Source organism: Geothrix sp. 21YS21S-2 (assembly GCF_030846775.1).
GTDB lineage: Bacteria > Acidobacteriota > Holophagae > Holophagales > Holophagaceae > Mesoterricola.
In genome coordinates, this window is record NZ_CP132910.1 from 4515420 (window position 1) to 4537022 (window position 21603).

At 68.8% G+C, this 21603-nt stretch carries 20 protein-coding genes; 10 read left to right on the forward strand and 10 right to left on the reverse strand.

Annotated elements, in window-relative coordinates; genetic code table 11:
* Window position 1: 1 nt before the first annotated feature.
* Window positions 2–1228: an ABC transporter permease gene (locus RAH40_RS19920; RefSeq protein ID WP_306599378.1), complete on the forward strand. Its 1227-nt coding sequence runs from the start codon at window positions 2–4 to the stop codon at window positions 1226–1228.
* Here the strand turns inward: RAH40_RS19920 and RAH40_RS19925 are convergent, their stop codons facing one another.
* From RAH40_RS19925 to RAH40_RS19950, 6 genes are all read right to left on the reverse strand, one after another.
* Entirely contained in the window at window positions 1229–1474 is a 246-nt protein-coding gene (locus tag RAH40_RS19925; RefSeq protein ID WP_306599379.1) for a hypothetical protein, read from the reverse strand.
* Window positions 1471–2079, reverse strand: coding sequence for an RNA polymerase sigma factor (locus RAH40_RS19930; RefSeq protein ID WP_306599380.1), 609 nt, complete (start codon window positions 2077–2079; stop codon window positions 1471–1473). The genes RAH40_RS19925 and RAH40_RS19930 overlap by 4 nt, the downstream gene beginning before the upstream one ends.
* Window positions 2076–2807 carry a putative DNA-binding domain-containing protein gene (locus tag RAH40_RS19935; RefSeq protein ID WP_306599381.1) on the reverse strand — a complete coding sequence of 244 codons (732 nt, stop codon included), beginning with the start codon at window positions 2805–2807 and terminating at the stop codon, window positions 2076–2078. The genes RAH40_RS19930 and RAH40_RS19935 overlap by 4 nt, the downstream gene beginning before the upstream one ends.
* On the reverse strand, window positions 2800–3642 hold the full coding sequence (locus RAH40_RS19940) for a DUF692 domain-containing protein (protein ID WP_306599382.1): 843 nt from the start codon (window positions 3640–3642) through the stop codon (window positions 2800–2802). Before RAH40_RS19940 ends, RAH40_RS19935 begins: the two co-directional genes overlap by 8 nt.
* A 7-nt stretch (window positions 3643–3649) precedes the next feature.
* Window positions 3650–3982, reverse strand: coding sequence for a hypothetical protein (locus RAH40_RS19945; protein WP_306599383.1), 333 nt, complete (start codon window positions 3980–3982; stop codon window positions 3650–3652).
* A gap of 132 nt (window positions 3983–4114) precedes the next feature.
* On the reverse strand, window positions 4115–5464 hold the full coding sequence (locus RAH40_RS19950; protein ID WP_306599384.1) for a PLP-dependent aminotransferase family protein: 1350 nt from the start codon (window positions 5462–5464) through the stop codon (window positions 4115–4117).
* Between the two features lie 51 nt (window positions 5465–5515).
* On the opposite strand from RAH40_RS19950, the gene RAH40_RS19955 reads away from it, so the two are divergent.
* From RAH40_RS19955 to RAH40_RS19970, 4 genes are read left to right on the forward strand one after another with little or no spacing between them, the layout of a single operon-like run.
* A complete protein-coding gene (locus RAH40_RS19955; RefSeq protein WP_306599385.1) occupies window positions 5516–5836 on the forward strand; it encodes a TusE/DsrC/DsvC family sulfur relay protein in 321 nt (106 codons plus the stop codon).
* Between the two features lie 2 nt (window positions 5837–5838).
* Window positions 5839–6423, forward strand: coding sequence for a hypothetical protein (locus tag RAH40_RS19960; RefSeq protein WP_306599386.1), 585 nt, complete (start codon window positions 5839–5841; stop codon window positions 6421–6423).
* The gene (locus RAH40_RS19965; RefSeq protein ID WP_306599387.1) at window positions 6416–7714 is read left to right on the forward strand and encodes a (Fe-S)-binding protein; all 1299 of its coding nucleotides are present in this window, start codon (window positions 6416–6418) and stop codon (window positions 7712–7714) included. The genes RAH40_RS19960 and RAH40_RS19965 overlap by 8 nt, the downstream gene beginning before the upstream one ends.
* Window positions 7711–8928, forward strand: a complete 1218-nt coding sequence (locus RAH40_RS19970) for an aminotransferase class V-fold PLP-dependent enzyme (protein ID WP_306599388.1) — start codon at window positions 7711–7713, stop codon at window positions 8926–8928. The genes RAH40_RS19965 and RAH40_RS19970 overlap by 4 nt, the downstream gene beginning before the upstream one ends.
* Window positions 8929–9075: 147 nt before the next feature.
* On the opposite strand, the gene RAH40_RS19975 is transcribed toward RAH40_RS19970, so the two are convergent.
* Entirely contained in the window at window positions 9076–10080 is a 1005-nt protein-coding gene (locus tag RAH40_RS19975) for a GAF domain-containing protein (protein ID WP_306599389.1), read from the reverse strand.
* Window positions 10081–10132: 52 nt separating this feature from the next.
* Window positions 10133–11026, reverse strand: a complete 894-nt coding sequence (locus RAH40_RS19980; protein WP_306599390.1) for a LysR family transcriptional regulator — start codon at window positions 11024–11026, stop codon at window positions 10133–10135.
* Between the two features lie 91 nt (window positions 11027–11117).
* Here RAH40_RS19980 and RAH40_RS19985 point away from each other — a divergent pair, with 91 nt between their 5' ends.
* From RAH40_RS19985 to ltrA, 5 genes are all read left to right on the forward strand, one after another.
* Window positions 11118–12644, forward strand: coding sequence for an aldehyde dehydrogenase family protein (locus RAH40_RS19985; protein ID WP_306599391.1), 1527 nt, complete (start codon window positions 11118–11120; stop codon window positions 12642–12644).
* 63 nt (window positions 12645–12707) lie between these two features.
* Window positions 12708–13322 carry a response regulator transcription factor gene (locus tag RAH40_RS19990; RefSeq protein ID WP_306599392.1) on the forward strand — a complete coding sequence of 205 codons (615 nt, stop codon included), beginning with the start codon at window positions 12708–12710 and terminating at the stop codon, window positions 13320–13322.
* Between the two features lie 85 nt (window positions 13323–13407).
* A complete protein-coding gene (locus RAH40_RS19995) occupies window positions 13408–13767 on the forward strand; it encodes a hypothetical protein (protein ID WP_306599393.1) in 360 nt (119 codons plus the stop codon).
* The gene (locus RAH40_RS20000; protein ID WP_306599394.1) at window positions 13757–14908 is read left to right on the forward strand and encodes an HD domain-containing phosphohydrolase; all 1152 of its coding nucleotides are present in this window, start codon (window positions 13757–13759) and stop codon (window positions 14906–14908) included. The genes RAH40_RS19995 and RAH40_RS20000 overlap by 11 nt, the downstream gene beginning before the upstream one ends.
* A 706-nt stretch (window positions 14909–15614) precedes the next feature.
* Entirely contained in the window at window positions 15615–16934 is a 1320-nt protein-coding gene (gene ltrA, locus RAH40_RS20005) for a group II intron reverse transcriptase/maturase (protein ID WP_306597942.1), read from the forward strand.
* 120 nt (window positions 16935–17054) lie between these two features.
* Here the strand turns inward: ltrA and RAH40_RS20010 are convergent, their stop codons facing one another.
* Window positions 17055–20324, reverse strand: coding sequence for an efflux RND transporter permease subunit (locus RAH40_RS20010; protein ID WP_306599395.1), 3270 nt, complete (start codon window positions 20322–20324; stop codon window positions 17055–17057).
* 7 nt (window positions 20325–20331) lie between these two features.
* Window positions 20332–21600 carry an efflux RND transporter periplasmic adaptor subunit gene (locus RAH40_RS20015; protein ID WP_306599396.1) on the reverse strand — a complete coding sequence of 423 codons (1269 nt, stop codon included), beginning with the start codon at window positions 21598–21600 and terminating at the stop codon, window positions 20332–20334.
* Window positions 21601–21603 lie beyond the last annotated feature (3 nt).

Here is a 21603-nt window from a genome sequence, read left to right on the forward strand (position 1 = left end):
CATGGACATCCGCGAGCTCTTCCGCCTGGCCCTGGCATCCCTCACCCGCAACCTTTCCCGGGCCATCCTCACCATGCTGGGGATCATCATCGGCGTGGGGTCCGTCATCGTGATGATCGGCATCGGCACGGGCTCCAAGGAGGCCACCCTGGCCGTCATCCAGAACATGGGATCCAACACGCTCATCATCTTCAACGGCGGGAGTTCCGCCAACAGCCGCATGGGGCCCATGGCCGCGGGGGGCGTGGAGGTGCTCCGGGAGGAGGACGCCGCCCTCATCGAGCAGGAGCTCTGCGCCACCAGCGTGGTGGCCGCCACCCCGCAGGTGAGGACCTCCCAGGCCGCGGTCTTCCAGAGCTTCAACTACCTCACCAGCATCCAGGGCGCAGGGGAAGGCTTCGCGCGCATCCAGGGCTGGACGGTCCGGGACGGCCGGGTCTTCACGAAGGGCGAGGTGAAGAGCCAGGCCAAGGTGTGCGTGGTGGGCACCACCGTCGTCAAGAACCTCTTCCCCGGCGGGGAGGATCCCATCGGCCAGGTCATCCGCATCGGCAAGCTCCCCTTCGAGATCGTCGGCCTCCTGGAGTCCAAGGGCGCCGGCATGATGGGGGACCAGGACGACGTCATCGTCGCACCCTATTCCACCGTGATGCACAAACTCATGGGCCGGGACCGGATCTCCAACCTCCTGGTGAGCGCGCAGGAGGGCCGGGCCCAGCTCGCCGAGAACGAGATCAGGGCCCTGCTCCGGCAGCGCCTGCGCGTGGCCGAGAAGGACGAGTCCCCCTTCACGATCCGCAAGCAGGACGACCTGGTGAAGATGATGAGCCAGCAGGCCGATGTGCTGACCCTCTTCCTGGCCCTGGCGGCCGCCATCTCCCTGGTGGTGGGCGGCATCGGCATCTCCAACATCATGCTGGTGTCGGTCACCGAGCGCACCCGGGAGATCGGCGTCCGGCGCGCCATCGGGGCCCTGCGGCGCACGATCCTGCTGCAGTTCCTCACGGAGGCCGTGGTGATGTCCATCCTGGGCGGGGCCATCGGCATCGCCCTGGCCGGCGCGACCCTCTGGATCCTGCGCAGCGCGACCACGACCCCCGCGGTGATGGAGACCTGGGCCGTGGCGCTGGGCCTGGGCTTCAGCGGGACGGTGGGGGTGCTGGCGGGATTTCTCCCGGCGCTGAAGGCCTCACGGCTGGATGTGATCGATGCGCTGAGGTACGAATAGCTAACGCCTGATCTCCTTCAGCGCCCCCGCCAGCGCGTCCAGGGCCTCCGGCGGCGCGTCGGGCTCCGGCTTCAGGGCCTTCCTCGCGATGCCCGGCAAGGCCTCCAAGCCTCTCAGGAAAGCCCTGCAGGCCCAGCACAGGGCCAGATGGACGGCGATGCCCAGGCGCTGGGTGAAGGGAAGGGATCCTTCCCGGTACTCGGTGGCCAGGGTCTGGACCTCGCGGCAGGTGGGCATGAGCTTCACGGGCGGCCTCCCTGGACGAAGGTTCGAAGGCGGGACTGGACCAGGACGCGGGCGCGGTGCAGGCGCTGGCGCACCGCGGCGGGTTCCAGCCCGAGGTGGCGGGCGATGTCGGAGGTCTCCCAGTCCTCGAGGTCCTTGAGGACGAAGACGTCCCGGTGGCCGTCGGGGAGGTCGTCCAGGGCGGCCAGGAGGCATTCGCGGAGCTCCCGCTTCTCCACCAGGCCGTGGGCCTCGGCCTCCACGTGCCACTCCGGGCCGTGCCGCTCCTGGTGGTGGCCGTCCCGGTCGAAAGGACCCAGGCCGGGGAAGTCGGCGGGTTCGGGGTTCCGGCTCCGGGTGCGGCGGTGCATGAGGGCGGAATTGATGCACACCTTGTAGGCCCAGCTGGAGAATCGGCTGCGGCCCTCGAAGCCGGGCAGGTCCCGGAAGATGCCGATGAGCGCGTCCTGCAGGGCGTCCTGGGTGTCCGAGACGTTGCCCAGGATGCGGTTGATGCCGTTGTGGAAGAGGCTCAGGTGGGGCCGCACGAGGTCGCCGAAGGCGTCCGAATCGCCCTGGGAGGCCAGTCGGATGAGCTGCGCTTCGGTCGGGGGAGTCCCTGTCATCGTCCCGCTAGGGTAAACCCCGCGATGGCGCCCGTCTCGCGCAAATCCTCCAGGAACGCCACGGAAGGCCCGGTGTCCGCGATGCCCAGCTCCTCGAGCACCTCCCCCAGGGGCCGGGAGGCGCCCTCCGTGAGCAGGTAGGCCGTGGCCGGGGTCAGTTCCAGGGTCTCGAAGAGGCCCTCGCGGTCGCGATAGGCGAGGAGGTGGACGGTTCCCGGCTCCGGGCGGGGAGCCGCCTCCGAGGCGAGGTGCACGGCGTGGGCGTACGACACCAGCCGCGTGGCTGCATCCAGCACCACCCGGGACCCGGGTCCGGGCGAGGGGGCGAGGCCCTCCGGGGCGGGCAGGTCCTCGAAGCGGTACACGAGGGTCTCCAGGAGCTCCCAGTGGACGAGCTCCTGCAGGAAGGGCCAGCGGTCCAGGCCCCAGCCGGTGCGCGCCAGCCAGCCCAGGAAGGCCGGCGCGATGTCCCGGTGGTGCTGGCTGGGGACGCAGCGGGCCTCGAGGAAGGCGTCCACGCAGGGTGTCCATGCGTGCTCCTCCTCGAGCAGGGCCAGGGTGACGGGGAACATGGTCTCCAGGGGGTCCACCAGGCTCGGCCGGGCCAGGTCCCGGTAGGCCAGGAGCCCCTCCCGCAGGCCGTCGAAGGGCTCGCCGGAGGGGGGGACGGCGTCCAGCACGAGGGCCGCCAGGGAACGCTGGAGGTGCAGGGTCCGGGACTCAGGCATGGACCGGCCCCAGGGCCTCGTCGTAGACGGCCTGGAGCGCCTCGCGCTCCGCCAGGAGCTCGGCCAGCTCCGGGATGTGGCTGTCCCGTTCCAGCAGCACGGGGACCCGCCTGCCGATGCGCTGGAGGGTCCAGCGCATGAGCTCGGCCACCGGCCCGATGACCGGGGCGCCGTGGGTGTCCACCGTCAGGTCCCCGATCTTCCGGTGCCCGGCGATGTGCATCTGGACCACCCGGTGCAGGGGCATGGAGGCCAGCCATTCCCGGGGGTCGAACCCGAAGTTCAGGGCGTTGACGTAGACGTTGTTGATGTCCAGGAGCCAGCCCGCGTCAGCGCCTTCCAGCACCTCGGCGATGAACTGGGCCTCGTCCATCTCCCCCCGGCCCAGGGGGGCGTAGTAGGTGATGTTCTCGAGGATCAGGGGCACCGGCAGGCGCGCCTGCAGGTCCCGGGCCCGGCGGATGGTGTGCCGCGCCGCCTCCCGGGTGAAGGGCAGGGGGAGCAGGTCGTGAAGGCAGCTGCCGTCAACGCTGGTGAAACACAGGTGCTCGGAATGCCAGGGGGTGCCGGTCCGCGTCAGGAACTTGCCCAGTTCCAACAGGTAGTCCTTGTCCCAGGTATCGAAGCCCCCCAGGGAGATCGCGAGGCCGTGGGTGAGGACCGCGTCCCGTTCCAGCACCGCCATGGCCCACCGGTGGTGGCGGCCCCCTTCCCCGATGAGGTTCTCGGGGCAGGTCTCCCAGAACGGGACCCCCAGCCCCGGATCCCGGGCCACGGCCTCCATGTGGGGACGCCGCAGGCCCAGGCCGATGCCGGTGAAGGGGGTCGGCTCCATGGCGGGCCTAGGGCTTCGCCGGGGCGGGGTCCTTCTTCTCCTTCTTGTCCTTGCCGCAGGAACCGTCCTTGCCGCAGGAGCCGTCCTTGCCGCAGGAGCCGTCCTTCTTGGCCTTCTTGTCCTTGCCGCAGGAGCCGTCCTTCTTGGCCTTGGCGCCTTCCTCCTTCTTCCCCTTGGCGGCATCGTCCTTCTTGGCGTCGGCGCCGCAGGACCCGGCGGCGGTGAGCGCGGCGCCCTGCCCCTGGGTGGCGACCCGGGTGGCGGCGATGGTGGGGGTGCCCGTGAGGAGGACGGCGCCTGCGCTGAAGAGGGTGGCTGCCCCGATGAGCTTGGTGATCATGTTGTCTCCTTGCAGGTGGATCCGGTATCCGGAACCGCGGGATGCGGCTATTTTGATACGCGGATTCAGTCGCTAGGGATTAGGGTGCGCCCAGGGGCCGCCCTGTGACAAGGAACTTCGGAGCCCGCCGGATCAGGGGCGACCGCCCAGGGCCGCCAGCCTTCCGAGGGCATCGGCCAGCGCCGCCCGGTCCGTGGCCGCCCCCAGGGAGATGCGCACCCCGTCGGGGTTCTGGCGCCCCGAGGCGAAGACGCCCGCGGGCACGACCACCACCCCGGCCGCGGCGGCGGCCTGGGCGAAGGCCGCGGACCCGCCGGGAGGGGCCGTGAGCCAGAGGTGGGGGCAGTGCGGCTCCCCCCGCCAGGCCAGGCCTTCCAGCTGGTCCCGGGCGATGCGGTGGCGGGCCGCCAGCTCCTTGCGCTGGGCCACGAGGCGCCGCCAGGCGGTGCCGTCCTCCATCCACCGGGTGGCCAGGGCCATGGCCAGGGGCGAGACGTACCAGCTGGTGTGGTGCTCGGCGTCCCGGGCGCGGGCCCTCTGGTCCCGGGGGAAGGCGAGGTAGCCCAGGCGCAGGCCCGGGGCGACGGTCTTGGAGAGCCCCGTGAGGTAGACCACCCGCTCCGGGGCCAGGGCCGCCAGGGCCGGGGGGGCGTCCTCGCTGAGCAGCCCGTAGACGTCCTCCTCGATGATCAGGACGTCCCACTTCCTGGCTATGGCCACCAGGGTGCGCCGCCGGTCCAGGCCCAGGGTGGCGGTGGTGGGGTTCTGGAGCGTGGGGGAGAACACCGCGAGCCGGATCCCGGCCCGGCACGCGCCCTCGAAGGCGCTGGGGAGGATGCCCTCGGCGTCCATGGCCAGGGCGTGCAGGCGCCGCTTCCAGTGCCGGGCCGCGGCCTTGAGGCCGGGGTAGACCAGGCTCTCGCAGGCGATCTCCTCGGCGTCGGGGAAGAGGGAGATGGCGGTGTCCATGGCGTGCTGGGCGCCGGCGCACACCAGGAGGTCCCCCGGCGCGGTCTCCACGGACCGGCGTTTCAGCCACCGGCAGACGGCGTCCAGGTGCGCCAGGGTGTCCCCGGCCCCGGGGTAGTGCAGGAGCCGCGCCGCGGCCCCCGCGTCCAGGCGGCGCAGGGCCGCGGCCAGGTCCGGGTCGCTCGCGGCCACGGGGGGGATGTTGGCGGAAAGGTCGATGACCCCGCCCAGGGGCTTCTGCTGCAGGGCGAACAGCGCGGCCTCGGAGGCCACTCCCAGCACGTAGGTGCCCCGGCCCACCTCGCCCCCCAGGTAGCGCCTGCGGGCGGCCTCGCGGTAGGCGCGGCTCACGGTGCTCACGTTCACGCCCAGGAGATCGGCCAGGAGCCGGTGGGTGGGGAGCTGGTCCCCGGGCCTGAGGCGGCCCAGCCGGATCGCGTCGCCGATGGCGTCGGCGATGGCGAGGTAGGCGGGCTGGTCCGAGGCCGGGAGATGAGGTACCCACATTGTCATGCATACAATCATGCGACACGTGCACACAAAATGGAACCCGGAGGACAGGCCATGCCCAGTGTGACGTGCAGGGGAACCGCGGTGGAACTGAATGAAGAGGGCTTCCTGGTGGATCCCGGGGTCTGGGACGAGGAGCTGGCCCTGGCCCTCGCAAGGCAGGAGGAGGGCCTCGAGGCGCTCAACGAGCAGCACTGGTCCGTGATCCGGTTCATCCGGGGCCACTTCCTGGAGCACGAGGCCGCCCCCATGGTGCGCCAGGTGTGCAAGGGCTCCGGCGTGCCCCTCAAGCAGATCTACGATCTCTTCCCCGGCGGCCCGGCCCGGGGGGCCTGCAAGCTCGCGGGCCTGCCCAAGCCCGACGGCTGCGTGTAGCCGTGAATCCCGCGCTCCCCGCCGGACTGTGGTGCGGCCTCCTGCTGGGGGCCCAGCTGCTGCGGGCCCGGGCCCTCGGACGCAGGCCGCTCTTCGCCCCTGCCGCGGGCGATCCCGCAGCCGGCGTGCGCTACGCCTTCACCGGGGCCATGCTGCCCTGGGCGAAGGAGAGCGTGCGCCTGAATCCAGGTTCGTACGCCGCCGGCATCGCCTACCACCTGGGCATCGCGGCGGCCTTCGCCCTGGTGTTCGTCCCCTCCCGGGCCCTGGCGGCCCTGGCCCTCCTGGGGGCGCTTGCGGGCTGCTCGCTGCTGGCGAAGCGGATCGTGATGCCCCACCTGCGCGGGCTCTCCAACGCCGACGACTTCGTGTCCAATGCCCTGGCGACGGCCTTCGCCGGCATCGCCGCGGCCGGCCCGGCCACGTCGCGCATCCTGCCCTGGGCCTGCGCGGCCCTGCTGGTGTACATCCCCCTGGGCAAGATCCGCCACTGCGCCTTCTTCTTCCTCAGCCGCTACCACCTCGGGGCCTTCTTCGGGCGCCGGGGCACCTTCCCCCCCGCGGCCCAGGAGCGCCTCCATGGTTGAAACCATCGATCTCGAGAAGGGCCTCCAGGCCTTCCGGGCCCGGCTCGGGGAGGCGGACGCCGCCCACCTCAACGCCTGCGTGCACTGCGGCCTCTGCGCCCAGAGCTGCCACTACTACCGCATGGACCCGCAGCTGGAGAACGTCCCCGCCCGCAAGCTGGACCTCGTCGCGCAGGTCTTCCGCCGGCACTTCACGGTCCTGGGCAGGCTGGGCCTCCAGGGTGCGGCCCTGGACGACGCCATGGCCAAGGCCTGGCTGGACGCGGTGTACGGGCGATGCTCCCTGTGCGGGCGATGCTCCCTGAACTGCACCGTGGGCATCAACCTGCCGCGGGTCTTCAAGGCCGCCCGGGCCGCCCTGACGGCCATGGGCCTGGCGCCCGCGGACCTGCAGGCCACCGTGGACAACTCGCTGCGCCACGGCAACAACATGGCCATCACCCGGGAGGACTGGGTGGAGACCGTGGACTGGCTGCAGGACGAGCTCCGGGCGGAGACCGGAGACCCCCTGGCCGAGATGCCCATGGACCGCCACGGCGCGAAGATCCTGTTCACCGTCAACCCCCGCGAGCCCAAGTTCTTCCCCCTCTCCCTCCAGGCCAGCGCCAAGGTGTTCTGGGCCGCCGGGGAGGACTGGACCCTGGCCTCGGAGGGGTGGGACCTCACCAATTACGGCCTCTTCAACTGCAACGACAAGGAAGCCGGGACGATCACGCAGAGCCTGGTCGACGCCATGGAGCGCCTGGGCTGCGAGACCCTGGTGATCGGGGAGTGCGGCCACGGCTTCGCCAGCGCCCGCTGGGAGGGGCCCGAGTGGCTCCAGGCGGCCTATCCCTTCAAGGTGCGCAGCTTCCTAGAGGTCATGGACGAGTACCTGGAGCAGGGCCGCATCCGGGTGGACCCGGGCATGAACACCAAGGCCGTCACGCTCCACGACCCCTGCAACCTGGTGCGCCACGGCGGCGTCACCGAGCCGCAGCGGCGCATCCTGGCGAAGACGGTCTCCTGTTTCCGCGAAATGACCCCCAACCGCGCGGAGAACTTCTGCTGCGGCGGCGGCGGGGGCCAGCTGGCCATGGGCGCCTACAAGGAGCGCCGCATGCGCTCGGGCGGCATGAAGGCGCAGCAGATACGCGACTCGGGCGCCAAGGTCGTGGTGGCGCCCTGCCACAACTGCATCGACCAGCTCTCGGAACTGAACAAGGAATACAAGCTGAACGTCCAGATCAAGACGGTCGCCGAGATGGTGGCCGACGCACTGGTGACCGAACCCCCCACAGGTGAGCCATGACCCAGACCGGAACCCTTTCCCCCTTCCAGGCCCATTCCCCCGCGGGGGGGCTGACGTACCTCGACAACGGGGCGACGTCCTTCCCCAAGCCGCCGGAAGTCTACGAGTTCATGGACACCTTCTACCGCACCTACGGCGTGAACCCGGGCCGCAGCGGTTTCGACCTCTGCATCGAGGCGGGCACGCTGCTCGACACCACCCGCAAGCTGCTCACCGCCTTCTTCGGAGGCACGGACCCCAACCGCCTCGTCTTCGGCTACAACTCCACCGACGCCCTGAACCTGGCCATCTTCGGCACCCTCGCCGAAGGGGACCACGTCATCACCACCCACCTGGAGCACAACGCCACGCTGCGCCCCCTCTGGCACCTCCAGGAGGCCGGCACCCAGGTGGACTGGGTGGACTTCGAGGACGACGGCTACGTGGATCCCGCGAAGATCATCGCCCGCATGATGAAGGGCACCCGCGCCGTGGTCATGAACCACGGAAGCAACGTGCTGGGCACGGTGCAGGACGCCGCGGCGGTGGGACGCGCATGCAGGGAACGCGGAATCCTCTTCATCCTGGACGTGAGCCAGACCGCGGGCATGGTGCCCGTGAAGATGGACGAGCTGGGGGCGGACATCGTCTGCTTCACCGGCCACAAGAGCCTCATGGGCCCCATGGGCATCGGCGGGATGTACGTGCGGGAGGGCGTGGAGATCCGGCACACCCGCGCCGGCGGCACCGGCGTGCGCAGCGCCCAGCGCAACCACCTGGACGAGTATCCCTACCGCATGGAGTACGGCACCCCCAACCTCCCCGGCATCGCGGGCCTCAACGCCGGCGTCAACTGGGTGAACCGCCACGGCCTCGGGGCCATCCACCACCACGAGATGGAGCTGTGGCGCCAGCTGCGGGACGGCCTGAAGGCCATCGAGGGCGTCACGCTCTACTGCCAGGAGGACGCCGGCAAGGAGCGCATCAGCGTCCTGACCTTCAACGTGGACGGCCTGGAGGCCGCCGACACCGGCACCATGCTGGACGTGGACTACAACATCGCCTGCCGCACCGGCCTGCACTGCACCCCCATGGTCCACGAGCACCTGGGCACGGACAGGCTCCACGGCGCCGCGCGCTTCGGCATCGGCCCCTTCAACACGTCCGCGCACATCGCTGCGGCGGTTTCGGCCGTGGGCGAGATCGCGGAGATGCAGCGCAAGCGCAAGCACTGAACGTTTTTCATTCCTTTCTCGGCGAACCTCGGCCGCCTCGGCGATGCATTCCGTTTCAAGACGCTCCGGCGCATTGATTCTTTGCGCCGCAAGAGCATGGAAAATGAATGCATCGCCGAGGCGGCCGAGGTTCGCCGAGAAAAAAATCTAGGCAAGCGCTCCCGGGGCCGGGTTGAGGCCATCCATGGCCCTTCGCAGGGCCTCGCGGATCGTGAAGTCGTCGCGGTCCGCGGGGTCCGCGGGGTCCCACAGGGCGATGCCCACGGCGATGGGACCGAACTTCGCGCGCACCCGCTGCACCAGGAATTCCGCGCCGTCCAGCGAGGTGCGGGGCAGGAGGAGCAGGAAGGTCTCCTTGCCCATGTCCACCAGCAGGTCCTCGCCGCGGGCCTGGTCGGAGATCTCGCGCAGGGCCTTGCGTGTGTCCCGGTTCAGCGAGGTCTTCCAGGCCACCAGGGCCATGGGCTCGGAGCGCCTGCGGGCCATGAAGAGGTAGGCCTTGAGCCAGATATCGAGGTAGCGCCGGCTGGGGAGGCGCGTGGCCTGGGCCTCCAGGGCGCTGTCCTCCACCACGGACATGGTGAGGTCCAGGGCCTCCCGCGTCATGTGGAGCTCCTGCTTGAGGAGCTCGATCTCCATGGCGCTGCCCAGGAGGTTGGCCACCATGCTCACGAAGACGATGTCGGCGCGGGAGTATTTCTGGGGGGTGGAGCTCTGGACGCTCAGCACGCCGATGACCTTGTCGCCCTTTCGCAGGGGCACCCCGATGTAGGAGCGCACGGCCATGTCCTGGAAGGCGCTGTGGCCCTTGAGGTCCGTGTCCTCCTTGGCGTCCCGGATCACCAGCGTCCGCGGCGAGTGCTCCAGCACCTGGGGGCAGAAGTTCTTGTTGGGGTCGAAGGTGGAGAGGTCCAGGTCGGAGCCGTCCAGGGTCGCCCACCAGAGGGTCTCGTAGCCCAGGTCGGTGATCCGGACGATGACGGCCCGGTCCACCATCAGCTGGGACACCAGCAGCTTGAGGCCCTTCTCGAAGAGCTCCGTGGCGTCCGGGAAGCCGGGCTCCACCAGCTCCCGGAGGGCATCCAGGTGCATGGGACGCCGGGATTTGGCTCCTGCTTTGGCGGCGGAGGCGTTCTTCCTCGACTTGTTCATGCCGTGATTATATCCAACCGGGGGTCGGGTCCACCTTCCTGCGCAAAAAAGACTAGAACTCCGGCGGCGTGAGGGTCCGCAGGTAGTCGGTGAGCAGCCGGTGACGGCCCAGAGCCGCCCGGCGCTTCTTCTGGTAGATGAAGAACCGGTCCTCCCGGGGCCGGACACCCGGCAGAACCGCGGTGAGCGCCCCCCGCTCCAGTTCGCCCAGCACGCTGTAGGTGGGGGCCAGCAGGACCCCGAGGCCCTCCACGGCGGCGTTGATCATGGCCCGGATGTGGTTGACCTCGATGATCCGGTGGAAGTCGGGCCGGCCCTCCTCGGGAAGGGCCAGGAGGAATCGATGCCACCAGGCGCCCGCCTTGTCCAGGGAGAGCACCGGCCGGGAGCCCAGGTCCCCGGGGGAGGCGATCCCGCCGGTGGCCAGGAAGGACGGCGCGGCGGCCACCACGTAGGTCTCGATGAACCAGGGGAGCTTCTGCAGGTCGGGCAGGAGGTGCTCCCGGCAGTCGATGATGATGTCCAGGTCGTCCCGCAGGAGGGGCGTGAGCAGGTCGTGGGCGAGGGTGAAGTCGATCTCCAGGTCCGGGTGCTCCGCAAGGAAGGGGCCCATGTGGCGCATGAGGATGCTGCTGCCGAATTCGACCGTGGCCCCCAGGCGCAGGCGCCCCCCCGCCGTGGCCAGCCCCAGGCCCTCGGCGGCGGCCTCCAGGGTCGCGAAGACCTCCTCGCAGGCCTGGAAGAGGTGCCGCCCATCCTCGGTCAGGCGCGGCTCCCGGTTCCGGCGGTCCACCAGGAGGGTGCCGGCGCCGGCCTCCAGCTTGGCCACCGCGTGGCTGATGGCGGACTGCGTGAGGTTCAGCTTCCGGGCGGCCCGGGTGAAGCTCCCGGTGGTGCCCAGGGCGTGGAAGGCTCGCAATTGGTACAGGTCTAGTTGGTTGGCCATATCCATGAATTGTACTCATAGTTGGCGTGAAAAGAACGATTTTGAGTGTCAGTTTCAATGGGCGTATATATCTAGGCCAGAGGTGAACGACATGCAGGCAGTCATGGAGAAGGTCCTGGCGAAACTCGGAATCGCGGAGCACAACCTGGGCGGGTTCAACGGGGAATGGATCGGCAGCGGCCGCAACCAGGACGTCGTCTCCCCGGTGGACGGCGCCACGCTGGCCACCGTGGCCAACATCACCAAGGAGGAGTTCGACGCCGTGCTGGCCCGGACCCACGAGGCCTGGAAGTCCTGGCGCCTGGTGCCCGCCCCCAAGCGGGGCGAGGTGGTCAAGGAGCTGGGCGACGAGCTGCGCCGCAACAAGGAGGCCCTGGCCGAGCTGGTCACCCTGGAGATGGGCAAGACGCTGCGGGAGGGCCTGGGCGAGGTCCAGGAGATGATCGACATCTGCGACCTGGCGGTGGGCCTGTCCCGGCAGCTCTACGGCCTGACCATGCCCAGCGAGCGCCGCATGCACCGCCTGCAGGAGCAGTGGCTCCCCCTGGGCGTCGTGGGCGTGATCACCGCCTTCAACTTCCCCGTGGCCGTGTGGAGCTGGAACACCGCCATCGCCCTGGTGTGCGGCGACACGGTGCTGTGGAAGCCCTCCAGCAAGACGCCCCTGACCGCCATCGCCTGCACCCGCATCGCCGAGCGCGTCCTGCGCAAGTTCGGCTACGATCCCGCCATCTGCAGCCTGGCCATCGGCAGGGGCAGCGACATCGGCGACCTCATCAACACCGACCCCCGGGTGGCCCTGGTGTCCTACACGGGCTCGGTTCCCGGCGGGCGCCACGTGGGCAGGCTGGTGCAGGAGCGCTTCGGCCGCCACATCCTCGAACTGGGCGGCAACGGCGCCGTGATCGTCAGCGAGAAGGGGGATCTGGAGACGGCCCTGACCTCGGTCTACTTCGGCGCCATCGGCACCTCGGGCCAGCGCTGCACCTCCACCCGGCGCGTGATCGTCCACGAGTCCATCTACGACGGGTTCGTGGCCAGGCTCAAGGACATGTACGCCAAGACCCGCATCGGCGACCCGAGGGACGCCAACAACCTCATGGGCCCCCTGGTGGACGGCGGCGCGGTGGCCACCATGCTGGAGGCCATCGGGACCATCAAGGCCCAGGGCGGCACCATCCTGGCCGGCGGCGAGCGCCTGCCCCTCCCCGGCGGGTGCTACATCACCCCCTGCCTCGCCGAGGTGCCCGCGGAACTGCCCATGACCCGGGAGGAGACCTTCGCCCCGGTGCTCTACCTCACCCGGTACTCGACCATCGAGGAGGCCATCGCCATCCAGAACGACGTCCCCCAGGGCCTGTCCAGCGCCATCATCACCAACGACATGCGGGAGTCCGAGCTCTTCCTGTCCGCCGCCGGCAGCGACTGCGGCATCGCCAACGTGAACACCGGCACCAGCGGCGCCGAGATCGGGGGCGCCTTCGGCGGGGAGAAGGAGACCGGCGGTGGGCGCGAAAGCGGCTCCGACGCGTGGAAGGCCTACATGCGCAGGCAGACGAGCGCGATCAACTTCAGCGGGAAGGTCGAGTTGGCCCAGGGCATCACCCTCGAACTCTGAATCCCTGGTGAGTGACGAAGGTTCGGGCGTATCATTGGGTTATTCAATTCTCCCCTGAGCCCCATGCGAATCCTGATTGTCGATGATGAGCCCATCCTCCTCCTGGCCCTCCAGCGCTCCTTCAGGCTGGAGCAGCCGGAGTGGGAAGTGGTCATGGCCCGGTCGGCTTCGGAGGCCCTCGAGCAGCTGAGGCTCCAGGCCTTCGACGTGCTGGTCACGGATATCCGCATGCCGGGCATGGACGGGATGGCCCTGCTGGGCGAGGTGCGGGCCGACCCCCTCCTGACGGACACGACGGTGATCTTCATGACCTCCCTGGACGACCGGGAGAGCATGCGGGCAGGAATGATTGCCGGGGCCGATGACTACCTCACCAAGCCCTTCACGCCGTCCGAGCTTTTGGCGGCCATCGGCGGGCGGCTCCGCCGGAAGGAGATGGTTCCCCTCCTGACGCGGGAGGCCCAGGTTTCCCGGGAGCAGCTGGCGGGGCTCCTGACCGAGCGCGAGACCGAGGTGCTCGTCAACATCGGCCGCGGCCTGGTCACCAAGGAGATCGCCGCCGAGCTGGGCATCAGCCCCCGCACCGTGGATGTCCACCGCACCAACCTGATGCGCAAGCTGGACCTGCACAACGCCACCGCCCTGGCGCGGCTCGCGATCAAGGCCCAGCTGGTGTAGGTAATCTACCCTATGGTCATCATTCGGCCGTGGGCGTAGGTTTTCTCCAGGGACGGGACCCGAAGGGTCCGGAACCCGGAGGCACATGGCCGAGCAGGAACGAACGACCCCCCCGGACACCAGCGAGGCCGACTCCCAGCTGGGGGAGTTCCTCCACGAGATGAACACGCCCATCCAGTACCTGGCCCTCAATCTGAGCTTCCTTCAACACGGGTGCCGCCGGCTCTCCCGGATCCTGGAGGCCCACCATGCGGCCATGGGGGCCTATCCCCGGGAGGTCGCCGAGCACCTGCTCCGGGTGGAGGGCGAACTGGACCTGCCCTTCCTGCATGACGAGCTCCCGAAGGTCCTGGCCGAGTCCATGGAGGGCCTGGCCACGGTCTCCCGCATCCTTGCGGCCATGCACCACGCGAATGCCGAAAAAGGGGAATCCCATGCCAGCTAGGGTCCTGTTCGTGGACGACAACCTTCTCCACCTGAAGGCCATGGAAAGGACCTTCCGGGACCTGTACGAGGTGACCGTGGCCGGGTCCGGCCACGAGGCCCTGGACCTCATCATGGATTCCCCCCCCTTCGCGGCCATCGTCTGCGACATGCGGATGCCCGGGATGGACGGCGTCGAGCTTCTGCAGGAGGTCCAGTCCCTGTCCCCCGACTCCACCCGGATCATGCTCACGGGCCAGGAGGACCAGCTGACCGCCGTGGAGGCCCTGAACAGCGGCAACGTCTTCCGCTTCCTCACCAAGCCCTGCGACAACCGGGCCGTGGCCGCGGTGCTGGAGGCCGGCGTGCGCCAGTACGACCTGCTCTGCTCCAGCCGGGTCCTCCTCGAGGAGACCCTCGCCGGCAGCGTGCAGGTGCTGGTGGACCTGCTGTCGGTGTTCGATCCCAAGGCCTTCGGCCAGGCCCAGGAGACCCGCGAGTACGCCCTGAGGATCGCCGGGAAGCTGGGCATCCCGTCCCCCTGGGACCTGGGCCTGGCGGCCCTGCTCGCGCCGGTGGGGCGCATGGCCCTGCCCCTGCCGATCCAGTCCAAGCTGAACTGGTCGGAGCCCCTCACCCCGGCCGAACAGGCCGTATTCGTGCGGATACCCGAGAGCGGGGCCCGCATCGTGGGGAACATCCCCCGCCTGCAGCCCGTGGCCCGGATCATCCGGTACGCGACCAAGAACTTCGACGGCGCCGGCTACCCCGAGGACGGGGTCCGCGGCGAGGAGATCCCGCTGGAGTCGCGGATCCTGCGCGTGCTGACGGACTTCCTGGAGGGCCTCCGCCTGCGCCGGTCGAAGACGGTCGTGCTGGAGCAGCTCAAGCTGGCCAAGGGCGCCTACGACCCGCGGGTCCTGGGCGTGCTGGAGGAGCTCCTGCAGGTTCAGCCGCCGGCCGCCGAGGGCGCGGACCCCGGCCGCAGGCTCGTGGCCATCCGGGAGCTGACGCCCGGCATGTGCCTGGTCGAGGACCTCTGCACCCCCGAGGGGGCCCTGGTCCTGGCCGCGGGCACGCGGCTGGCCCAGATCCACCTGGAGCGCCTGCGCAGCGTGGCCTCCATCGCGAGGCTGGTGGAGGCGATCCTGGTGGAGCAGTAGCCGGAGAAGTCGAGGATGACTGCTTTTCATCCTGCTTTCATCCCCGTCCATCCCCGTTCATCCCCGGCGAAACAAGCGCTTGATTTGCCGGGGATGAACGGGGAGTGCGCCAGGCCAAGCCTGGGCGAGGAGGATGGATGACCTAAGACAGACTGAAACCTCGCAATGGAGCCCAGCGGGGAGGCAGCAAGCCCCGCCCGGCAAAGCTGGCCAGCAGCCGGAACCGAGTCTTGCGTGGGGAAGGGCGACCGACCTCGTGAAGCGTAGACAGGGAGTGCATGGGCCGTGTGATGGAGCCCCGAAAGCATCCAACCGTGGGAGTCGACGCCGTTCTCCGATCGGAAGACAGCACCCGAAGGTCGCAAGGGCCTGACCGTAGGGTCCCACCGGGGTCATAGAGCAGGGCACGTGCACAGGGGTTCCCCAGGAACCTGGGAGATCCAGCCATCTCCGCCAACAACCCAGTGGTGAGGGAAGCCACGTAAAACGAACCCAGGCTCGCCGGGGGGTGCCGCCCCCGGCGGGAGCGAACAGCCGGCACAGGGCGGTACCGCAAACTGAAGGAAACGAAGGAGCGCGGGAGGGGTGGCCGGAAGTCGGAGCAGCTCATAGTAGCGATGATCGCGGGGAACCGGGCCGCCGGGACCCGCTGGAGCCAAGGAGCTGCCGGATCACGGAACCGTTGAAGGGAAAGATAATGGGTGCAATGACATCCAACAGCGTCTCCACGAAACAACAACGGATCGCAGAACTGGCCAGGATCCACCCGGAGGTGGCTTTCACCTCCTTGGCCTACCACATGGACCTGGACTGGATGAAGGAAGCCTTCGGGCGCACCCGCAAGGATGGGGCGACCGGGGTGGACGGCGTGACGGGCAAGGAATACGGGGAAAACCTGGAGTCCAACCTCCAGAGCCTCCTGAACCGGGCTAAGAACGGCGACACCTACAAGGCCCCTCCAGTCCGGAGAACCTACATCCCGAAAGGGGATGGCAGCCAACGCCCCCTGGGCATTCCCGCCTTCGAAGACAAGGTCCTGCAAAGGGCCGTGGTGATGGTGATGGAACCGCTCTATGAGCAGGACTTCCTGGACTGCTCCTACGGGTTCAGGCCCGGGCGCTCCGCGCACATGGCGCTGGAGGCGATTTGGCAGGGGTTGATGGACATGGGGGGAGGCTGGGTGCTTGACGTGGATATCCGTAAGTATTTCGATACTTTGGACCACGGGAAGCTGCGGGAAATCCTTGACCTGCGGATGAAGGACGGCGTTCTGAGGCGCCTGATCGGCAAATGGCTCAACGCGGGCGTGCTGGAGAAAGGATGCATCACGCACCCGGAAACCGGCTCGCCCCAGGGCGGGGTGGTCAGTCCGATGCTCGCCAACATCTACCTCCACGAGGTGCTGGACGTGTGGTTTGAAAGGGAGGTCAAGCCCCGACTCCGGGGTCGGGCCTTCCTGGTGCGCTACGCGGACGACTTCGTGATGGGCTTTGCCCAGGAGGAGGATGCCAAGCGGGTTATGGAAGTCCTGCCCAAGCGGTTCGAGCGGTATGGCCTGACGATCCACCCGGATAAGACCCGGCTGGTGGAGTTCTGGAAGCCGAGGGAGCCCAGGGACCCCAATGGGGGACCAGGCCACTTCGACTTCCTGGGATTCACCCACTACTGGGCCACGGCCAAGAACGGCCGGTGGGTGGTGAAGCGGAAGACCGCGAAGAGCCGGATGAGTCGGGCGCTCACGAAGATCGGGGAGTGGATGGCCAAACACCGCCACCTCCCGGTGCGCGAGCAATGGCGGACGATCAACCAGAAACTGGTCGGTCACTTCAGGTATTACGGGATCACGGGGAACTCCAGGGCCCTGGCGCACTTCCGCTATGAAGTTGGGCGAAGGTGGCGTGGATGGCTCAACCGGAGGTCCCAGCGGGCCCGCATGACCTGGGATCGCATGAACAAGCTTCTGGCTCGGTTCCCACTGGCCCCAGCCATCAGTTACGCATCGAAACTACGTCCTCAGCGACCGTGACGAGGAGCCGGATGCGGTAGTCCCGCACGTCCGGATCTGAGGGGGGCCGGGGGCGCAAGCTCCCCGGCCTACCCGACTGGACGGGGATGAAGGAAGGATGAAGAACAGGTAATCCCCGCTCTAGACTGCCAGTGGAGATTCGGGGCCTTCGGACACTTCCTTCTTCTTCCACAGGTAGTAGACGGCGGGGTATACCAGCAGTTCGAGAAGGAAGCTCGTCGCCAGGCCTCCCACCATCGGCGCCGCGATCCGCTTCATCACGTCGGCGCCGGTGCCCGTGGACCACATGATGGGCAAGAGGCCGATGAAGGCGGCGAAGACGGTCATGGCCTTGGGGCGCACGCGCTTGACGGCGCCGTGGATGATGGCCTCCACCAGGTCGCCGGTGGTGTTCAGGCGCCCGGCCTTCCTCGCTTCCTCATGGGAGAGGTCGAGGAAGAGCAGCATGAAGACCCCGGTCTCGGCGTCCAGGCCCAGGAGGGCGATGAGGCCCACCCACACGGCGATCGACGTGTTGTAGCCCAGGATCCACATGAGCCAGAAGGCCCCGATGGCGGAGAACGGCACGGCCATCATCACCAGGGAGGCCTTGAAGGCGCTCCTGGTGTTGGCGTAGAGCAGGCCGAAGATGAGGACGAGCGTGATGGGGACGATGAGCTTCAGGCGCTCCTTCACCCGGATCATGTTCTCGAACTGGCCGCTCCAGTCCAGGCTGTAGCCGGCCGGGAGCTTGAGCTCCTTCTCGATGGCGGCCTTGGCGTTCTTCACGTAGGTGCCCACGTCGGTCTTCGAGGTGTCGAAGTCCACCAGCACGTAGCCGTTGAGCATGGCGTTCTCGTCCCGGATCATGCCGGGGCCCAGCACCAGCTTGAGGTCGGCGATGGCTTCCATGGGCACCGCGGAACCGTTGGGCAGGGGCACCAGGACGCGGCCCAGGGCGGCGGGATTCTCCCGGTAGTCCCGGGCGTACCGCACGTTCACGGGGTAGCGGGCGCGGCCGTCGAAGATGGTGGTCTGGTTGTCGCCGCCGATGGCGGTCATGACCATCATGTTGGCCTCCTCGACGCTCAGGCCGTAGCGGGCCAGCTCCTCCCGCTTGAGCTCGAAGTCCAGGAAGTAGCCTTCCGCGGTGCGCTCGGCCAGGGCGCTGCGGGTGCCCGGCACGTTGCGCAGGATGCCCTCGGCCTCCACGGCGATCTGCTGGATCACCTTCAGGTCGGCGCCGTTGACCTTCAGGCCCACCGGGGTGCGGATGCCCGTGGAGAGCATGTCGATGCGGGCCTTGATGGGCATGGTCCAGGCGTTGGGGATGGCCGGGAGCCGCACGGCGCGGTCCAGGTCGGCCACGATGTCCTCCTCGGTGATGCGGTCGCGCCAGAAGGACCGCAGGACGGACTTGGCCCAGTTGGGCGCCCAGGAGGAGTACCAGCGCTTCGTCTCCCGCCACTGCTCCTCGGGCTTGAGCTGGATCACCGTCTCCATCATGGAGAAGGGCGCGGGGTCCGTGGCGGTGTCGGCCCTGCCCGCCTTCCCGAAGACGCGCTCCACCTCGGGCACGGTGCGGATGAGGCGGTCCTGCACCTGGAGGATGCGCTGGGCCTCGGTCTGGCTGAGTCCCGGCAGGGTGGAGGGCATGTAGAGGAGGGTGCCCTCCCCCAGGCGGGGCATGAACTCGGATCCCAGGCGCATGAACACGGGGATCGTGGCCACCACCATGAGCACGGCCACGGCGATGGTGGCCTTGGCGTGGCGCAGCACGAAGCGGCAGGGCCGCTCGTAGATGCGGTGGAGGAAGCGGCTGACGGGGTGCTTCTCCTCGGGGTAGTAGGTGCCCACGAGGGCCTGGGTGGCGGTCCAGGCCAGCCACTTCGGCTTGAAGGTGAAGGGGTCCATGCGGGCGAAGAGCATGCGCAGGGCGGGGTCCACCGTCAGGGCCAGGATGGCCGCGATGGCCATGGCCAGGTTCTTGGAGTACGCCAGGGGCCGGAAGAGGCGCCCCTCCTGGTCCACCAGGGTGAACACGGGCATGAAGGCGATGGCGATGACCAGCAGCGAAAAGAAGACGCTGGGTCCCACCTCCAGCAGGGCCTCCAGGCGCACCTTGTGGAAGTCGCCCACGCGGCCGCCGCTCACCCAGTGCTCCAGCTTCTTGTAGGCGTTCTCCACCTCCACGATGGCCCCGTCCACCAGCACGCCGATGGAGATGGCGATGCCGGCCAGGGACATGAGGTTGGCGTTCTGGCCCATGAACAGCATGGGGATGAAGGCCAGGGCCACGCTCAGGGGGATGGTGACGATGGGCACGATGGCCGAGGGGATGTGCCAGAGGAAGATGAGGATGATGATGGAGACGACGATCATCTCCTCCACCAGCTTGTCCTTCACCGTGGCGATGGCCTTCTCGATGAGGGTGGAGCGGTCGTACACGGGCAGGACCTCCACGCCCGCGGGCAGCGAGGACTTGAGCTCCTTGAGCTTGTCCTTCACCCTGCCGATGACGGCCAGGGCGTTCTCGCCCTGGCGCATGACGACGATGCCGCCCACCACGTCGCCCTGGCCGTCCAGGTCCGCCAGGCCGCGGCGCATCTCGGGACCCAGGCTGACGGTGGCCACGTCCGAGAGGCGCACGGGTGTGCCCCCCTCGACCTTGAGCACGGCGCTCTCCAGGTCCCTGGTGGTGCGGGCGTAGCCCCGTCCGCGCACCATGTACTCCCGGCCGCTGAACTCCACCAGGCGCCCGCCGCCCTCGTTGTTGGCGGCCTTCACCGCCGCGATGACCTTGTCGATGGTGATGCGGTAGGTGGCCATCTTGTTGGGATTGAGGCTCACCTGGAACTGGCGGGCCTGGCCGCCCACGGTGGCCACTTCGGCCACGCCGGGGACGGCCTGCAGGGCGTACCGGATGAACCAGTCCTGCGTGGACCGCAGTTCGTCGGTGCTGTGCCGGCCGCTCTTGTCCACGAGGGCGTACTGGTACACCCACCCCACGGCCGTGGCGTCCGGGCCCAGCTCGGTCTTGACGCCCTGGGGCAGGCTGGCGGTGATCTTGCTGAGGTATTCCAGGACGCGCGAGCGCGCCCAGTAGATGTCGGTGCCGTCCTCGAAGATGACGTACACGTAGCTGAAGCCGAAATCCGAGAGCCCGCGCACGGCCTTGACCTTGGGGGCCCCCAGAAGGCTGGTGACGATGGGGTAGGTGACCTGGTCCTCCACCTGGTCGGGACTGCGGTCCCACTTGGAGTACACGATCACCTGGGTGTCGGAGAGGTCCGGCAGGGCGTCCAGGGGGATGGTGCGCATGGCCCAGAAGGACAGGACGAGGGCGACGAGGCCCGCCGCCAGCACCAGGAACTTGTTCTCCGCGGAGAACCGGATGATTCGCTGGATCATGGCCGCCTCAGCTCTTTCCGGCGCCGTGCGCCATGTGAGAGAGGGCCGCCTTCAGGCGGGACTCGGAATCCACGAGGAAGTTCGCGCGGTTGACCACGCTCTCGCCGGCCTTGACGCCCGAGAGCACCTCCACCGACTCGCCCAGGTTCGCCCCCGTCTGCACCTCCCGGGGCTCGAACCGGCCGTCGCCCATGGCCACGAAGACGATCTTGCGGGTGCCGGCGTCCAGCACCGCGTCCACGGGCACCACCAGGCCCTTGCGGGCCTGGCTGCGGATCACCATCTCGCCGTACATCTCGGGCTTCAGGAGGCCGGAGGGGTTGGCGATCTCCACGCGGGCCTTGGTGGTGCGCGTCTTCGGGTCCACCTGGGGATCGATGAAGGCGACGCGGCCCGTGAAGGTCTTCCCGGGGAAGGCTCCGAGGGTGAGCGCGGCGGCCATGCCCACCTTGAGGCGCGGCAGCTCGGGCTCGTAGACGTCGGCGATGGCCCACAGGTGGCCCAGGTCGGTGATCTCGAACGGGATGTCCGCGGGGGTCAGGCGATTGCCCTCCACCGCCGTCTTGGCGGTGACCACGCCGGCGATGGGGGAGCGCAGGGTGAGGGACTTCCTGGCCTCGCCGGAGCGCTCCAGCTCGTCCAGCTCGGCCGGGGCCACGTCCCAAAGGGCCATGCGGCGCCGGGCGGAATCCAGGAGATCCTGGCCGCTGTCCTCGCGCTCACCGCCCTTGAGGGCCTTGCGCGTGCGCAGGGCCAGGAGATACTCCTTCTGGGCCGAGACGAAGTCGGGGCTGTAGAAGGTGAACAGCGGCTGGCCCTTGGCCACCGGCATGCCCACGAAGTCCACGAACAGCTTTTCCACGTAGCCGTCCACCTTGACGTGCATGTGGCGGATCCGCGTCTCGTCCGGGGCGATGCGCGCGGTGGTGCGGATCTCGCCGCCCACCGCGCCTTCCGTCACGGGGGTGGTCGTGAGTCCGATGAGCTGCTGGCGCTCCAGGTCGATGGTGACGGTGGAATGGCCTTCGGGGCCGTCATGGCCGGAGGCGCCGGAACCGTCCATGGCCACCAGGGCCATGCCGCACAGGGGGCAGTCCCCCGGGTGGTCCTGGATGATCTGGGGATGCATGGGGCACTGGTACATGACCTTCTTGGGTTCCTGGCGGGCGGCCTCCTTGGGGTGGGGCCGGAGGAGGAGCGTGCCGCCCACGCCCGCGGCCAGGGCCAGGAGCATGAGGGCTGCGGTGCGGGGAAGGGAGGAGGTGGTGGGGCTCATGGC

What these genes read in the sequence shown, in the direction of transcription:
- RAH40_RS19920 (WP_306599378.1), top strand. Translation starts at nt 2, where the DNA reads ATGGACATCCGCGAGCTCTTCCGCCTGGCCCTGGCATCCCTCACCCGC.
- RAH40_RS19930 (WP_306599380.1), bottom strand. Translation starts at nt 2,079, where the DNA reads ATGACAGGGACTCCCCCGACCGAAGCGCAGCTCATCCGACTGGCCTCC.
- RAH40_RS19935 (WP_306599381.1), bottom strand. Translation starts at nt 2,807, where the DNA reads ATGCCTGAGTCCCGGACCCTGCACCTCCAGCGTTCCCTGGCGGCCCTC.
- RAH40_RS19940 (WP_306599382.1), bottom strand. Translation starts at nt 3,642, where the DNA reads ATGGAGCCGACCCCCTTCACCGGCATCGGCCTGGGCCTGCGGCGTCCC.
- RAH40_RS19945 (WP_306599383.1), bottom strand. Translation starts at nt 3,982, where the DNA reads ATGATCACCAAGCTCATCGGGGCAGCCACCCTCTTCAGCGCAGGCGCC.
- RAH40_RS19950 (WP_306599384.1), bottom strand. Translation starts at nt 5,464, where the DNA reads ATGACAATGTGGGTACCTCATCTCCCGGCCTCGGACCAGCCCGCCTAC.
- RAH40_RS19955 (WP_306599385.1), top strand. Translation starts at nt 5,516, where the DNA reads ATGCCCAGTGTGACGTGCAGGGGAACCGCGGTGGAACTGAATGAAGAG.
- RAH40_RS19965 (WP_306599387.1), top strand. Translation starts at nt 6,416, where the DNA reads ATGGTTGAAACCATCGATCTCGAGAAGGGCCTCCAGGCCTTCCGGGCC.
- RAH40_RS19970 (WP_306599388.1), top strand. Translation starts at nt 7,711, where the DNA reads ATGACCCAGACCGGAACCCTTTCCCCCTTCCAGGCCCATTCCCCCGCG.
- RAH40_RS19975 (WP_306599389.1), bottom strand. Translation starts at nt 10,080, where the DNA reads ATGAACAAGTCGAGGAAGAACGCCTCCGCCGCCAAAGCAGGAGCCAAA.
- RAH40_RS19980 (WP_306599390.1), bottom strand. Translation starts at nt 11,026, where the DNA reads ATGGCCAACCAACTAGACCTGTACCAATTGCGAGCCTTCCACGCCCTG.
- RAH40_RS19985 (WP_306599391.1), top strand. Translation starts at nt 11,118, where the DNA reads ATGCAGGCAGTCATGGAGAAGGTCCTGGCGAAACTCGGAATCGCGGAG.
- RAH40_RS19990 (WP_306599392.1), top strand. Translation starts at nt 12,708, where the DNA reads ATGCGAATCCTGATTGTCGATGATGAGCCCATCCTCCTCCTGGCCCTC.
- RAH40_RS19995 (WP_306599393.1), top strand. Translation starts at nt 13,408, where the DNA reads ATGGCCGAGCAGGAACGAACGACCCCCCCGGACACCAGCGAGGCCGAC.
- RAH40_RS20000 (WP_306599394.1), top strand. Translation starts at nt 13,757, where the DNA reads ATGCCAGCTAGGGTCCTGTTCGTGGACGACAACCTTCTCCACCTGAAG.
- ltrA (WP_306597942.1), top strand. Translation starts at nt 15,615, where the DNA reads ATGACATCCAACAGCGTCTCCACGAAACAACAACGGATCGCAGAACTG.
- RAH40_RS20010 (WP_306599395.1), bottom strand. Translation starts at nt 20,324, where the DNA reads ATGATCCAGCGAATCATCCGGTTCTCCGCGGAGAACAAGTTCCTGGTG.
- RAH40_RS20015 (WP_306599396.1), bottom strand. Translation starts at nt 21,600, where the DNA reads ATGAGCCCCACCACCTCCTCCCTTCCCCGCACCGCAGCCCTCATGCTC.